Origin of the sequence: Fictibacillus phosphorivorans (genome assembly GCF_023715845.1) — a bacterium.
In the GTDB taxonomy this organism is placed as follows: domain Bacteria; phylum Bacillota; class Bacilli; order Bacillales; family Fictibacillaceae; genus Fictibacillus; species Fictibacillus phosphorivorans_D.
The window spans coordinates 1-14,710 of the sequence record NZ_JAMBOR010000010.1 but is presented as its reverse complement, the minus strand read 5'-3'; the positions used below and the strand labels follow the sequence as shown (position 1 = coordinate 14,710).

The 14,710-nt window shown below is 39.7% G+C and carries 15 protein-coding genes; 6 read left to right on the top strand and 9 right to left on the bottom strand.

Annotation, left to right across the window (positions count from 1 at the left end; translation table 11 throughout):
* Positions 1 to 227: 227 nt before the first annotated feature.
* Both M3206_RS09215 and M3206_RS09210 read right to left on the bottom strand, forming a co-directional pair.
* On the bottom strand, positions 228 to 2,648 hold the full coding sequence (locus M3206_RS09215; protein ID WP_349774007.1) for a DUF6359 domain-containing protein: 2,421 nt from the start codon (positions 2,646 to 2,648) through the stop codon (positions 228 to 230).
* A 230-nt stretch (positions 2,649 to 2,878) separates the two neighbouring features.
* Complete coding sequence (locus tag M3206_RS09210; protein ID WP_251312230.1) at positions 2,879 to 3,514, bottom strand: SOS response-associated peptidase; 636 nt, start codon at positions 3,512 to 3,514, stop codon at positions 2,879 to 2,881.
* Positions 3,515 to 3,585: 71 nt separating this feature from the next.
* Here M3206_RS09210 and M3206_RS09205 point away from each other — a divergent pair, with 71 nt between their 5' ends.
* A complete protein-coding gene (locus M3206_RS09205; protein ID WP_251312229.1) occupies positions 3,586 to 3,816 on the top strand; it encodes a hypothetical protein in 231 nt (76 codons plus the stop codon).
* Here the strand turns inward: M3206_RS09205 and M3206_RS09200 are convergent.
* The 5 genes from M3206_RS09200 to gnd all read right to left on the bottom strand — a co-directional run bounded on the left by M3206_RS09200 (position 3,785) and on the right by gnd (position 9,743).
* Entirely contained in the window at positions 3,785 to 4,909 is a 1,125-nt protein-coding gene (locus M3206_RS09200; RefSeq protein ID WP_251312228.1) for a GerAB/ArcD/ProY family transporter, read from the bottom strand. The genes M3206_RS09205 and M3206_RS09200 overlap by 32 nt on opposite strands.
* Positions 4,906 to 6,141 carry a Ger(x)C family spore germination protein gene (locus M3206_RS09195; protein ID WP_251312227.1) on the bottom strand — a complete coding sequence of 412 codons (1,236 nt, stop codon included), beginning with the start codon at positions 6,139 to 6,141 and terminating at the stop codon, positions 4,906 to 4,908. Before M3206_RS09195 ends, M3206_RS09200 begins: the two co-directional genes overlap by 4 nt.
* The gene (locus M3206_RS09190) at positions 6,138 to 7,802 is read right to left on the bottom strand and encodes a spore germination protein (protein ID WP_251312226.1); all 1,665 of its coding nucleotides are present in this window, start codon (positions 7,800 to 7,802) and stop codon (positions 6,138 to 6,140) included. The genes M3206_RS09195 and M3206_RS09190 overlap by 4 nt, the downstream gene beginning before the upstream one ends.
* A gap of 245 nt (positions 7,803 to 8,047) precedes the next feature.
* Positions 8,048 to 8,566: an acyl-CoA thioesterase gene (locus tag M3206_RS09185; RefSeq protein WP_251312225.1), complete on the bottom strand. Its 519-nt coding sequence runs from the start codon at positions 8,564 to 8,566 to the stop codon at positions 8,048 to 8,050.
* A 280-nt stretch (positions 8,567 to 8,846) separates the two neighbouring features.
* Entirely contained in the window at positions 8,847 to 9,743 is an 897-nt protein-coding gene (gene gnd / locus M3206_RS09180; protein WP_251312224.1) for a phosphogluconate dehydrogenase (NAD(+)-dependent, decarboxylating), read from the bottom strand.
* A 249-nt stretch (positions 9,744 to 9,992) separates the two neighbouring features.
* Here gnd and M3206_RS09175 point away from each other — a divergent pair, with 249 nt between their 5' ends.
* Positions 9,993 to 10,856, top strand: a complete 864-nt coding sequence (locus M3206_RS09175) for a sulfite exporter TauE/SafE family protein (RefSeq protein WP_251312223.1) — start codon at positions 9,993 to 9,995, stop codon at positions 10,854 to 10,856.
* A gap of 65 nt (positions 10,857 to 10,921) precedes the next feature.
* Here the strand turns inward: M3206_RS09175 and M3206_RS09170 are convergent, their stop codons facing one another.
* The gene (locus M3206_RS09170; protein WP_251312222.1) at positions 10,922 to 11,764 is read right to left on the bottom strand and encodes a DegV family protein; all 843 of its coding nucleotides are present in this window, start codon (positions 11,762 to 11,764) and stop codon (positions 10,922 to 10,924) included.
* 225 nt (positions 11,765 to 11,989) lie between these two features.
* On the opposite strand from M3206_RS09170, the gene M3206_RS09165 reads away from it, so the two are divergent.
* The 4 genes from M3206_RS09165 (at position 11,990) to M3206_RS09150 (ending at position 14,560) form a co-directional block, all read left to right on the top strand.
* Positions 11,990 to 12,430 carry a MarR family winged helix-turn-helix transcriptional regulator gene (locus M3206_RS09165; RefSeq protein ID WP_251312221.1) on the top strand — a complete coding sequence of 147 codons (441 nt, stop codon included), beginning with the start codon at positions 11,990 to 11,992 and terminating at the stop codon, positions 12,428 to 12,430.
* A 203-nt stretch (positions 12,431 to 12,633) separates the two neighbouring features.
* Positions 12,634 to 13,587, top strand: coding sequence for a helix-turn-helix transcriptional regulator (locus M3206_RS09160; RefSeq protein ID WP_251312220.1), 954 nt, complete (start codon positions 12,634 to 12,636; stop codon positions 13,585 to 13,587).
* A gap of 67 nt (positions 13,588 to 13,654) precedes the next feature.
* Complete coding sequence (locus tag M3206_RS09155) at positions 13,655 to 13,843, top strand: cold-shock protein (RefSeq protein WP_251312219.1); 189 nt, start codon at positions 13,655 to 13,657, stop codon at positions 13,841 to 13,843.
* Positions 13,844 to 13,999: 156 nt separating this feature from the next.
* Positions 14,000 to 14,560, top strand: a complete 561-nt coding sequence (locus tag M3206_RS09150; protein ID WP_251312218.1) for a YtxH domain-containing protein — start codon at positions 14,000 to 14,002, stop codon at positions 14,558 to 14,560.
* A gap of 63 nt (positions 14,561 to 14,623) precedes the next feature.
* Here M3206_RS09150 and M3206_RS19205 read toward each other — a convergent pair whose 3' ends face one another.
* The gene (locus tag M3206_RS19205; protein ID WP_425590722.1) at positions 14,624 to 14,704 is read right to left on the bottom strand and encodes an IS3 family transposase; all 81 of its coding nucleotides are present in this window, start codon (positions 14,702 to 14,704) and stop codon (positions 14,624 to 14,626) included.
* Positions 14,705 to 14,710: the final 6 nt, after the last annotated feature.

Here is a 14,710-nt window from a genome sequence, read left to right as displayed (position 1 = left end):
CTGTACTCCTTAGAGTCAGTCCATTTCATATTTATTAGGCACTTTTCGTATATACTGTGTGTCAATGTTAGTAATAGATTTCCGCTCCAGATACTCGCTTTTTCGCGGGGCGTGCGGTTAGCCTCCTACCGTTTTGCCGCCTTCCTCAAGTAATGACTACCATTTATATTTTTCAAACAAAAACTGGCCAAACGGAAGGATTTTTCCTATTTGACCAGTTTCTTTTATTATTTTACTTTAACTTGGATCAATACAGGGTCATGATCGCTTGCACGTCCATGTTCTTCCATGAACTGTGAATTGATATGAACAATATCAACCTTTGTTTTCTTTGCCATGTTGTTTGTTACCAAAATATGATCGAGTACTTGTGCGTTACCTTGATAAGAATAGGTGTAACGCTCTCTTGATGGCACTTTTTCAATCATATTCGTAAGCTCTTTGCCTTTAACGATTTCAAGGGTATCTGTAAATTCGAAATCATTGAAGTCTCCAAGTAGAACTACTTTTGCGTTCTTGTTCTTGGTTGTTACATCTTTAACAAATCCGTTTACGACTGCTGCGATTTGTTTACGTTGAACTTCGCTTCCTAAGAAAGGAGGCTGGTTCTTTCCAAATAGTGGCTGGTCTCCACCTTTTGAGTTAAAGTGGTTCGCAACGACGATTACATCTTCACCGTTAAATGTAAATTGTGCAGCTACTGGCTTACGGCTGTTTTCGAACACAGGATTCATCGGATCGATTCTTCCCGGATTCAGTGTTAGTTTTCCTTTGTTGTAACCTACAGCTTCTGTTGCCGTACCTTTAGTGCCTTCAGCAAGTGAAACGCGTTCAGGGTTATAGATGAAACCTACGCGGATATTTCCTCCAGGAATTCCACCATCTTTCCCATCAACAGGAGCAATGTCTGTGTAAACATATTCAGGTCCGCCTTGTGCAGTGATTTCTGCGGTTAAACGATCAGCACTTTCTTTTGCATCAGTCGTACCGTCGTTAATTGGACCATTTCCATCTTGCATCTCGACCAATCCTACGATATCAGGTGCATTTAAATTTTGAACAATTGATTTTGCAATACGTTCTGCTTTCTCATCGGATGTACCGTCTTTGCCCTGTTCATTGGCTGAGAAGTTCTCAACGTTGAAGCTTGCAATTGTCAATTCTTTTTGTTTCTTATGAATATTCGTAACTTCTGGTTTTGTTTTGCCTTCTACAAATGTTGGAAGGTCTTCTACATCTGTTAAAACTTTATAGTTGCTAAAACCGTAGCTTACAACTCCAGTAATCGCACCAATAAAGTAATCTCCTGATTTAGCAACAAAACTTTCATCACCGATATCTATGAAAATACGTTCAGGGTTGTAATCAAATTCAGTAATGTTTAATCCGCCAGATGAGTTGCGCTTGCTCAGAATCCCGTGATCAGGAAGAACAACGAGCTCACCGTAATTTTGAGGAGCAATTACAGCCGGATTGTTTACTTTTACGAGCATGCCTTCTAGGCTTTCATAAAAGTCGATTCCATCTTCTGCGGGATCAAACTTTGCAAATTGGTCATTATCGATCACTTTTGTAGGAGGCTGAAGACCAAAGAGTCCAATTATTATAGCTTGTGGCAGCTTACGATTTTCTTCTTTAACAGAAATGCTTCCGAAATCTGCATTGATCTCCGTCATGGCTAAATCTGTTTTCAATTTATCCGAGTAGCCTTCAAGCACCCATTCTTTGACTTGTCCACTAACCGATACTACATTTCCTTCATTGGTTCCATGACCTTTTTTGTACACAAGAATTCCTTCAGATGTTTTTCTATCAAAATCAGGTTTTAAATCTTGCATATAAAAATTGTTTGCGTCGACCACTTTTGTTACAATTCCCTCTACACCCTCTACAGCTTTATTTTCTACTGGAGATTGGTGTCCAGCACCCTGTATGTCATGAATGCGCAGTCCTGAGAGTGCCACTTGATACTTAAATTCAGCAATACTGCTGTTCTTAAGACCTTCTTTTACGGCGATCGCCTTAATCGTTACGTCTTCTTGAATCGTAATTGGATCTGTGTAAAGCGTGCTATCTGTTGTTGGATTTGAGCCATCAGTTGTGTAATAAATGGCTGCATCTGGTGTTGCTGTTGAAAGGGTTACTTGAGTACCTTTCGAAACAACTTGTCCTTCAACCGAAGACTTCACTTCTTCTACCTGAGGTTCTGGAGGTGATGCGTCCACAAATTGAAATTCACTTGCATTTTTCAATCCAGGAACAGAAAAGTAAGCTTCAACCGTACCAGTAATTTGTACTTTCTTCCCTCTATTATCTGGATGGTCAACTAGGTTCAGTGCTGTTCTTACTGCATTTTGCGGCAATTGAACAGGCAGGATCTTTTTCGGATCCCTTTCATCTGGGGAATCAGCAAGAGCTAAATTCGTTGCAGCTGTAAAAGGTCCTTCAAATTGATAACTGTTCGTTCCTTTTACCGTCCCCACAATAAATCCTTCAACCGTTTGTGTTGACTTGTCTTGTTTTGCTATTGCCTCGCTCACGGTAATAACGTCAGCGGCTGCTGCACTTTGCATAGGTATTATTAAACTGATGACCATAGCAAAGATGATACTTAGATTTGTGAGTTTTTTCGTCTTTCTTCTTAACACAACCATCCACCTGCCTAAATTTTAGTATGTAAAACTTAGTAAATCCATGAAAAATATAACACAATTCTGTCGATTCAAGAGTTAGTTTTATATTAAAATAGTTACATAGGCTTACAAGTATTTTACAACATAGTGCTGTTTTACCATATTTTCTGTACCACATTCAGACGTAAGATTAATCAAATCTAAAAAAACGGCATCTAAGCAGGTTAGCTTTTTAGATGCCGATGTTATCTCGTATTTAAATCTCTTGTAACAGGTGTTGCTGCAAGTTCAGGATTATTTTCATGGAGCATCATAAGCAGGAGGTCTTTCTTTGTTTCACGTTCTAGCCATAGTTCCCCTTCCTCTGGCCTTAACATGACCGGCATCCTGTGGTGATAGTTCCCCATAAACGAATTTGATTCTTTCGTTATAATTGAACAAGATATTATCTCATCAGATCTACCCACAGTTCCTTTGTTCCACCTAGACCAGATACCCGCAAAGGCGAAGGGCTCATTACCTTCCAGTGTAAACTGGTAAGGCTGTTTTTTACTGCCTTGTTTTACCCATTCATAAAATCCGCTAGCTGGGATCAAACACCTTTTTTGATAAAACGATTCCTTGAAGCTCGGTTTTTCTTCAATCGTTTCACTTCTGGTATTGATCAGCTTGTTTCCGATCTTAGAATCATCCGCCCACTTCGGGATAAGCCCCCATTTCATATAACCCGCGCGATTACCTGTGCTGCTTTTAACGACGGCCAGCACATCCTGACTTGGGGCGATGTTAAATCGGTCTTCTTCATAATCGAATTCATTTACAATTTGAAAAGCATCAATGATAAACTCCTTGTCATAATAAAGAAAATATCTGCCACACATGTTCCCCGCTCCCTTTCGTGATGGATAAGAGGAAGAATAATGTAAAAACTATCATTCAGGAGGTGATTAAAATGAAAAACCCTATATCCATCTATCTGATTACATTTTTTACAATGATTGCTCTATTATTAACCATTGATTGGTCCATGGGCATATCGCCTATAACCGTCCTGCGACGATCCTTTATATCATTTTTTAAGTATGTGGATAAAATTGAACTTGTCTTGGTCATCTTCCTATTCTTTCTTCCAATACTGACATGCTTATGGTCTAACTGGATGAAGAAGAAGCAAAATGCTTAAGCTTCTTTTTTCTTAATAAGAATACAATAATAAAGAGTGCCGGTAAAACAGCCTGAAAAGGAATGTGTATAAAATCAGGCACAATATTCAACCCTTCGTTAATGTGTTCTACATAATTGGAAGCTATCGCTATCGAAGACAATATAACGACAACTCCGATTGGTCCGATGATCGAAGTTTCTTCTTTTACCCCGAATACATCCTGCGCTGCTTTTACGGATACATATAAAAAGACCGCAACCTTGAAAAATCCACCGATGATTAACGTAAAAACCACGATTGCATCTAGCCTCTGAATAAATTCTCCGATATTGATCTTCGCTACAGCTGCTAAAAGCGGGAAGTAAACATGTGTTGCTACGTGCCCACCGAGGACAGCTATATCCATGGCGATCGTAGTACTTAATACAAAACCGCTTACTCCCATCCCTAACAAGCCAATCTTTAATGCTTTGTTTCTGTTCTTCACTTTCAAGTAAGGAAGCAGCATCGTAAAAACAACCATCTCTCCAAATGGAAACGTAGGGGTTACAGGGAAAGCTGCTTTTAAAACAGGCATGACCCCTTCTCCAAAAATAGGAAGCAGATAGTTGAAGTCCATAAGATCTGCTGATAGTACTAATACCGTCAGTATGACTCCTAACAGAGCAACTAGTACGAAGAATATTTCTCCCGTCCGGACCAAGACCTCAAAACCCAGTTTTAACACATATACGATCGTTGCGATCATGAGTGTGTTCACGACGATGATTGGGGTTTGTACAAAAACAGCAGAGAGAAGAAGACTCCCAAAGTCACGCAATACTCTCGCCGCAAGATATAAAAAGTACAGCATATAGCAGAATCCAAAAATCTTCCCTATATGTTTCCCGAATAACACTTGCACATATTGAGTTAATGATAGATCAGGAAACTGTTTATAAAGGAAGTAATACCCCGAAAACAGGATCATACCTGCAACCATACCAAACAATATAGCAATCCATGCGTCTCTCCCTGCATCCATACCGAGCCCGACAAGGATGGCGCTCCCAAGTTCGAACAATATGATCAGAATAAAATACTGCTGAAGATCGATTTTATACGATTTCATGAGGAATCAACCTCTTCCTTGTTTTCTATCTTTTTGTCAAATAAAAATGGTGAAGTTCGAATCCCTGATCTTCTGATTCTGGAATCCACTTTTACCTGGACTTTTATTTCAGGAAAAACTCGATTGTATTTCTTTTTATACATATGGTTCCACTTTTTAGGGTTTTCTCTGTACAAAAGTTCACCGAATCCTAAAATATCACTGTTGTAACCTTGAGCGGCTTTAACCGTTTTCATGATTTCCTTTTGAATCACGTTGTTAAATTCTTTTTCAATTTTTACGATCTCAGATGGATCTTGCAGATTGACAGAGCAGTTGGTTTCCGCAATATTCGTTTCAGGAAAAACCTTTACATCTATGGTAGGAACGTCTCCTTTAGTAGATGCTGAGAGTTCCGTATTTGACCGAACAACCTCTATGGCATATCCTTTCTTATTGTTGTTACAAGGGACCGTTACAACGGTGCTTTTAATTTTTCCTTTTAGCCAGAGAACACCCCTTGCGTTTGGACCATCCAGCCATCCCTTTAACTTACCCTTTTTAAAAACCCCCATCCCCGAGAGTTTTACTCGTGCTGGTTCTCCAACTTCATAGTTTCTAGATGTCACGGCAAGATCTTTATCACCAGTAAGTTCAATCCCATTGATTAGTGGCTCTCCACCCTCGTTAATGATAGACTGAAGCACCTCATTGATATCTTGCTGAACATTTTCTCCCCAATTTTGCTCCGTAATGTTTAGGATTGCTGTTACTTCGTCTGATGTGACTTTATCAATCGCGGTAAATGTTCTTAAAATTTTCGAGGGTGTGGTGTTTCTGGCAATTAGAACTTGTATTGTAGAACGTACTTCAGGATCACGTGACATCATATCAAGGGCTTCATATATATTTTTTTTAGCCAGTTTCTCGCTAAATACGAGCATTCGAGCATGTGCAAAAAATAGTCGGCGCGAAGTTTCTTTGGACGCATTCCGGGTGGCTTCCATCAAATTTTTACCTTTGGATTCATAAACAGTAAAAATAGGCTGCTTACCGCCTCCTTCTCCCATAAGGCCAGGTGCGACAGTGGTTGGGTTCACGACTTGGTAGGTAACAATCAAATGCCCTTTATTATCTAGATTGATGCCAATGCCCATCACGATCGATAACTCATCAAGCTCATTCTGATCCCAGCAGCCTGTAAGAATAAGAAGACATAAGGAAAAAGGAATGAAACATTTCAAGACTTTCATCTCGTTGTTTCCTCCTCTCTCTTTTTCTTAACTTGATAAGGATCAGTACGAGTTGCGTTTTGCTTTGCCAGGTTTACGGGACGTTTAAATAAGTGAGAAATAGGATACCGCAATAAGCTGTCCTTTAAGTCTTGTATTTGGATTGGTGCAAAAGGACTTAAATAAGGAACCCCAAATGATCGCAGACTCGTTAAATGAGCCACGATTACGATAAGCCCAAGCGTTAACCCATAAAAACCAAAGATAGACGATATGATCATCAGTGGAAAACGCAGTAAACGAGCGGATGTTGCGACAGCAAAAGAAGGAATCGCGAAACTTGCAACAGCTGTGATCCCAACAACAATGACCATTGCAGGAGAGACTAGACCTGCCTGAACAGCGGCCTGCCCTAAAACGAGCGCACCAACGATCGATACAGCTACCCCAACAGCACGCGGCATACGAATCCCTGCTTCACGCAGAATCTCAAAGGTTATCTCCATGACTAGTGCCTCCGCTATAGCCGGGAAAGGAACTCCTTCACGCTGAGCCGCGATTCCAAAGAGTAAAGTAGTTGGAATCATTGCCTGGTGAAAGGTTGTTAGTGCGATATAAATAGACGGTGCAATCAATGAAATAATAAAAACGGAAAAACGAAGTATTCTCAAAAAGGTACTGATGTCGTATCTCATGTAGTAGTCTTCTGATGATTGAAAGAACTGGATAAATTGTGCAGGGGCGATGAGAGAGAAAGGGGTTCCGTTCACAAGGATGCCCACTCGTCCTTCTAATAAGTTTCCTACCACAACATCAGGTCTTTCTGTACTCATAACTTGCGGAAAAACGGTAACCGTCTCGTCTTGTATGAACTCTTCAAGCTGGCCCGTTTCTAGCACTCCATCCGTTTTCACTTGTTCGATTCTTTCTTTTATCTCTTTAACGATCAAAGGATTTACGATGTTTTCTAAATAAACAATGGCAAGGTCTGTTTTTGTGATCTCACCGACTTCAAACCTTTCAACTCTTAGATCTGGAGATTTAACTTTTCTTCGGATTAAGGAAAGGTTTGTTTTTATGGATTCGGTGAAAGCTTCTCTTGGACCACGGATGACTACTTCAGATGCCGGCTCTTCAATATTCCTCATCTTTCCGCCGGTTGTTCCCAACTTTAGACCTTTCTTGTTCCCTTCAATTAATAAAATACTAAGCCCGGCAAGTAGTGCCTCAAGCAGTTCTTCTTCTGTCTCAACATCTTGAACTTTACCAAGAGCTAAAGCGTTTTGTTTGATGTAATGAAGGGCATGTCCTACAGGAACAGGTGATGATTGTTTTTCCGATGAAAGGTTCATCAGAGGTTCTAAAATAAATTCACTTAAAAGCTGTGTGTCGTTCATCTCTTCAAGGTACATAAGGGTTGCTGTTACTTTTTGTTCCAGTTCAAATTCGAATTCCCGTATAATAAGATCCGTTGGATTGCCAAGAAGTTTGTTAATTCTCGAAACATTAAACTCTAAAGACGGGCTTAATTCTCCTTCTTTCACTTGTTTTTCCTGACTTTTGTAGTCATCAGCTTCAGAAGAAACTTGAAAAGAAGAACGTTCGCCAGCTTTTTTCTCTGCAACCAGTTCAGATAACTTTTTATGTGTTTTGATAACAGGGCGTTTTCTTCTATTCCGCATAAACCATCCGCCTTTTTTCCAATCTTTTCTTATCATTTACGGAATAGACCATGGTTATGTAAAATGAAGTACACAAAAAAGCCCCTAATTCGTTTTATAAACGAATTAGGGGCTTCAAACAATTTAACAAGATGAATGCCAGGGTTCTGTATCCCTGGCTGGAAAAAGGTTATCTTTATTATATCACCTTATTCTCATTTTGCGAATCTTAACATCTATAAATTTTTAAAAATATATCTTAATGCTCAGATGGTTTCCCAAGGCTTTTTTACACCGAATTCTTTTGCTAGTTTTTTGCTTTCTTCCCGACGTTTTTTCCTCGCTACCGCTCGTTCCGGGGCATGTTCATGCAGCCATTTTTCTTCCTCTGTTTCAGGTATGACTTTTGGCACAGGAGTAGGTTTCCCATCCTCTCCTAAGGCTACAAAAGTTAAAAAAGAAACCGCGCAGACTTTTCGCTCTCCGGTTAAAAGGTTCTCAGCAATTACTTTAACGAAAACCTCCATCGAAGTGGTTTTCGTCCAAGTTACGAATGACTCTAAACAAACCGAGTATCCTTCTTTGATCGGTTCCAGAAAATCAACCGAATCCGTTGAAGCAGTCACAACATGTTTGCGTGCATGACGAATAGCTGCAATTGCAGCAACATCATCGATATAGGCCATAAGCTTTCCGCCAAAAAGCGTTCCATGATTGTTGGTATCAGGAGGCAGGACAACTGAAGATTTAACGGTGCGTGACTCGTGTACATATTTGCTTTCCATAATCAAAACTCCTATCCCTTTCAGGTCATTGATAGTATATGTTTATTAAGTGATTTTACGCTGATCGAATTCAGTTTTTTTCAGACTAAACATCTCAATAATTTTTACGGTACGTGTTCTTTTAATCTGTTACACGTTCGCCCCATGTAACCCACTTTCCGCGAACATCTGGAGCGTAAATCAACTACTTTCAATAAACAACCTTGAAAAACCACAACATAGTAAAAGACCTCTGCTTTTTTACCCTAGAACAGAGGTCTTTAAACGAAAAACTATAGAATTATTTTTTTACCACAGCATGTCCGCCGAACTCATTACGAAGCGCAGCAACGACCTTACCATGGAACGTGTCATCTTCTAATGAACGGAAACGCATGAATTGAGAAAGCGCGATAACTGGAGCTGAAGCCTGATAATCAAGTGCAGCTTCAACCGTCCAGATCCCTTCACCTGAAGAGTTCATAACACCACGGATATCTTCCAGGTTAGGCTGCTTGCTGAATGCGTTCTCCATCAATTCGATGAGCCAGCTTCTGATAACAGAACCGTTGTTCCATACTCGAGAAACAGCTTCATAGTCATAATCGAAATCACTCTTATCCAGAATTTCAAATCCTTCACCAATTGCTTGCATCATTCCGTACTCGATTCCGTTATGAACCATCTTTAAGAAATGACCAGATCCTGCGCGGCCTGTGATTAAGAATCCTTTTTCCACACAAATCTTCTCATATAGAGGAGCTAGATAATTTACCGCATCGTCATCTCCACCCATCATTGCACAAAGACCGTAGCGTGCTCCATCCGTTCCGCCGCTCGTTCCAACATCCACAAAGTGAATACCGTCTGCTTTTAATTCTTCGTAACGACGAAGTGTATCCTTGTACATGGAGTTTCCAGCATCAACGATAATATCCCCTTCAGTCAGATGAGTTTTAAGTTCATTGATGACTTGGTCAACAATCTCACCTGCAGGAACTAGAAGGATAACCGCTTTTCTTCCTGAGAATGAATTTGCCAGTTCTTCTACGGACTCTACACCTTTTACACCTTGTTCTGAAATCTCTTTTACAGTGTCTTTGTTTACATCAGTAGCGATAACGGTGTACCCTTTATCGTTCATGTTCAATGCCATATTAAAGCCCATTTTCCCTAGGCCGATCAATCCGATTTCCATTGTTCATATCACTCCATTTTATGTATTTCGTACTTTTTGTATTATTACACAAAATAAAGGCTCTTAACCTTTACTTGCTACACTGTCTACTACCTTATCGAAAAATGACCAAAAAAACAATTATTTAATCATCTTTTAACGATGTTTTATCTATTTTATAAGGATACTTTTTTTCACAGTCTTTTACATGAACCAATTCACGGTTGTCCACATAGTTTATAAGATACCGGTTTAATTGGAGGAGAATACGTGAAAAAAATTATTGTGCTTGCTTTAATTGGTCTCGTGGCACAGCTGATCGATGGATCACTGGGAATGGCCTACGGTGTGACGTCAACAACGTTACTCTTAATGGTAGGACTATCTCCGGCGATGGCATCAGCTTCTGTTCACCTGGCCGAAGTCGTAACATCAGCGGCTTCTGGATACTCTCATTTCAAGTTTGGAAATGTTGATTTAAAAATTGTGAAAAAGCTCGTACTGCCAGGAGCGATTGGTGCATTTTCAGGCGCGGCTTTTTTGAGTTATATACCATCAGTCATCATCAAACCATACATCTCTATATTTTTACTAGGATTAGGAATCTATGTTATTTTAAGATTTTTACTGTTAAAGATCACATTGGTGCCTGTTCCGGAAGAAGTGCCCACTAAAAAGAAGACTTTTTATAGACCTGTTGGACTTGTAGCTGGATTCTTAGATGCCTCTGGAGGTGGGGGTTGGGGTCCTCTTACAACACCACTGCTTCTGACACAAAGACATCTTACACCAAATACAGCTATCGGTACTGTTAACTTTAGCGAATTCGCGGTGTCCCTGTCTGCATCAATCGGGTTCTTTCTGTTCTTTGGATGGGAGTCCCTTTACTGGCAGATCGTACTTGCTATGATGGTCGGCGGTGTTATAGCAGCTCCATTTGCCGCATGGCTTGTTAAGCGTATAAAACCTGCATTATTAGGCGTACTTGCGGGCGGTCTTATTATCCTGACAAATCTCCGCACCATTTTAAAAGAGTTTTATTCGTTGGAATTGTTTCAGGAATTGGAATATTTGCTTCCATTGCTATTTATGTGGCTCATGCTGATCATCGCAGCAGTTCGCAAAAAATCATAATCAAAAAACAGGGGACAGACCCGGGTCTGTCCCCTGTTACTTTTTACACTTTTTTAAGATGAAACTTATTCTTCAAACCAAAGGATTCCAAGTGTACCTGCTCCGACATGCACGCCGATCGCTGGGCTGAGCTGACCAAGATTAATCGTAAGGTCTGGATATTTTTCTTTTAACAGATGCAGCCAATCTTCTGCTTTTTCAGAAGACCCGCTATAAACGACACTCACTCCGTTTACAGATTTTTGAGATGCCGCTTCTTCAAAAAGTTCAAGAACACGCGACTGCGCTTTTTTTAACGTCCGTATTTTTTCAAAAGGCACTAAAGATCCGTCCTCAAAAGTCAGAATAGGCTTGATCTGCAGAAGGTTCCCAACGAGGAAACTTGCACCCGATAATCTGCCTCCGCGTCTCAGCTGCTCTAGATTGCCAATACATACATATCCCTTAACGTTGGCTGCAGATCCTCTTAATCGTTCAGCGATCACTTCCGGATCAAGTCCTTCATCTTCTAATCTCTTCCCTTTTAAAATGAGCTGCTTCATCGCTTCAGAAGTGATTTTTGAATCCACAATATGTATAGGAAAATCTGCCATCTCTGCACCTATCCTTGACCCATTAATCGTTCCGCTGAATTTTTCTGAAATATGTACGGCGATTCCACAGTCATAGTCAAGTTTTAGCACTTCATAAAAATCAGAAAACTCACCGACGGTTGGCTGGCTTGTTTTCGGAAGGTCCGGCATCATTTCCATTCTTTCATAGAATTCAGCTGGTGTGATATCCACACCATCCTTATATACTTCTTCGCCCATAATGACCGAAACAGGGACAATATGTATGCCAAGCTGCTTTGCTTCTTCTTGTGTAATGCAGCTTGTACTGTCTGTAATCCAAGCAATACGCGCCATCTGTTTTCCCCCTTTTTTCTCTCTTTCTTCTATTAGATATTAAGAAAAGAAATCCTCTTTTCAGACCATAATATATTTTTATGGCAAAATTATTCTATATTTCAATAGTTTAAATACTACCTTAGTGATACACATTGGGAACTAGATACTTTATACTACATTTTAATGGAACTTATCGGAAATTTATATTAAAATAGGAATGATGTAAGCTAAGGAGGCAGTACTGTGAAAGTGGCAGAAAGTAGAAATATATTATTGGATGTCGAACGGATAGATCAGGCATTAGCAGAAATCATGGACGTTTTAAAACCTGAGATCTGGGAAGAGGAAGAGATCACCTCTACTCAATTTCAAATTTTAAAGACACTTTCTACACGTGAAAAATGGACGGTTTCTGAAATTGCTGATGCTATGAAGGTTCGTGCAAGTGCAACTACCGTCATTATCGACCGACTTGTTAAACGAGGATTAGTCGACCGGTATCGTTCAGAGTTAGATCGCCGAATCGTTTATGTTCATCTCAATCAAGCTGGTTTAGAAGCTTTTGGAATGATTCAAGAAAAGAGAAATGGCGTTCTATTAAAGTACATGTCCCAGCTTACAGAAAAACAGCTGGCAGATATGGTTGAATGTGTCGAGCATCTTTCCTCAATCGTCAAGAACTAATTATCAATCAACTGCCCTTACTACTATTCACAGTTTAGTTTTACTATTTTACATACTATATAAGCAACACGCTATCATAAAAAGATAGCGTGTTATTTTTATTTTTACTATATTCTGTAAAAAACCTAACATATCCCTAATTTTGTACGATATAAAAAACAGTGAGTCGTACAAAAGTTTGAATACACAAATAGGGGTCAAATATGGCAAAGATAAAAAGATTAGAAAGACTATTACTATCTATTAATACTAAAAAGCACTTTACGTTAAAAGAATTAGCGGTAGAATTTCAAGTATCTACCCGTACGATACAGCGTGATCTATTAAGACTCATGGAGATGGGATTGCCGATCGTTTCAGAATTTGGTCCACATGGCGGATATCGGATTGAAGACGACAGGATCCTTCCACCAATTGGTTTCACAGAAATGGAAGCCTCTTCCATACTTTTTGCCCTTCACGCCTATGAAGCTGAAAGTTTTCCTTATCAAGTTCAAAGCAGGTCTGCCTCTACAAAACTTCTTCATTACTTGCCAGCAGATGCGAAGGAAAAATGGAGACACGTTCAAAAACGCCTAGCTGTCCATTTCCCCCTTCCTAAAGAAAGTTTGCATGCGCCAGTAATGCTCGAAGCGGCAATGAAACAAAAGATTGTAACCGTTCTTTATCATGTCGAAGGGTCTAACATATACTCTAATATTCAGCCTATTGGAATATACAATGAGGATAGAGAGTGGTTCTGCCCGGCTTATTGCTATTCCCTCAACGACTTTCATGTATTTAATCTATCGGATATCCACCAAGCTGTAATCAATTATGAACCGATGGATACTAAAGACTTTACTGCTATCACCATACATAACTGGGCTGCGAAAATAACGCCGCGTTCTTATTTGGAACTCGTAGCTGAGATTGCACCTCATAAAACGGATTACTGCGTCTCACATCCTTTTTTAAAACAGTTCATCGTGAAAGTTGATGATGGCACAATCATGCTCAAGGGTCGTGTTCTATTGAATCATATCAACAAAATAGCAGACTATTTATGGTTCTTAAAATCAGATATCACCATCCATTCACCCCATGAAATCAAAATGATCCACGCTCGTTGGGCAAAAGAGATTTCAGCTAAAAATGAAGTTATTTTCAATATGTAATCAAAATGATACATATTTTTCCTCTTTTAGGCGTATACTATAAGTAGAACAGAAAAGGGGGATATCTATGGCTTTTTTTTCAAAACAACCTGCTGAGCCGATTCCAGACGTGGAAACGAAGGTGTGGGCTTGCTCGAGCGAAGGCTGCTCATGCTGGATGCGCGCTGACTTTTCTTTGCAAAAAGAACCTCAATGCCCCATCTGCAAATCATCCATGAATGAGGAAATTCGGATGCTTCCTGAACTTAAGAGTTAATGAAATAAATAGAAACCGGCCGGGTAGATCCCGGCTTTTTCTATGCCTCTTTTTGGACAAACACCTTGAACCGAACTACCGGTCCAGGGTGTTTTTGTTTATTTTCCTATCCAACCGGGTACGTTTTTTATACAAGCAAAAAAGGAGGAATTGATTATGCATAACGAAAATAACTACAATCAACATACGACAACAGCAGAGCCGGTGTTTACCCATTCTGATTTCCAAACACGCGAAAAAACGAATAATCACCAAAAAGGGTCTAGTTCTAGATTCAGAACAGGTTTAGTAGTAGGAGGTTTAGTAGGTGCTGCAGCAGCACTATTATATGCCCCCAAAAAAGGGAATGAGTTCAGAAACGATTTACGTGATACGTCGATAAAGCTAAAAGAACGTACCATGCAAAAGAAAGATGAAACCATGTTAAAAGCTAAGCTTGGAACGATGGACGCAAAAGATGCTGTTGATAACATGAAGGACAAATCGAGCAGCATGTCAGTTTCTGCCCGTCAAAAATTGCAAGAAGCTAAAAATACGATTAAAGATGCTAAGAAAGAGACGAAATCAGCGATCGACGAAGCAAAAGTGGAAGCTGAAAAAGACGGATACAGCACGCAATCTTCTACGAATACAACTGCTGTAGTCAAACCCCGAACAATGACAGGAACGGATTCCAGTTCCTATGAGAAAAAACAAAGTGATGTAAACAAATTTTAAATGAAATAAAAAAGCCGGGATTGTAGACTGACTTAGTCAATTGAGACAATAATAAAACACCTGTTAGGCTGCCATACTTCCAAATTCGATTGGAGTGTGGTAGCCTAATTTTTCTTGAATTCGCTCTTCATTATAATACTTTATGTATTG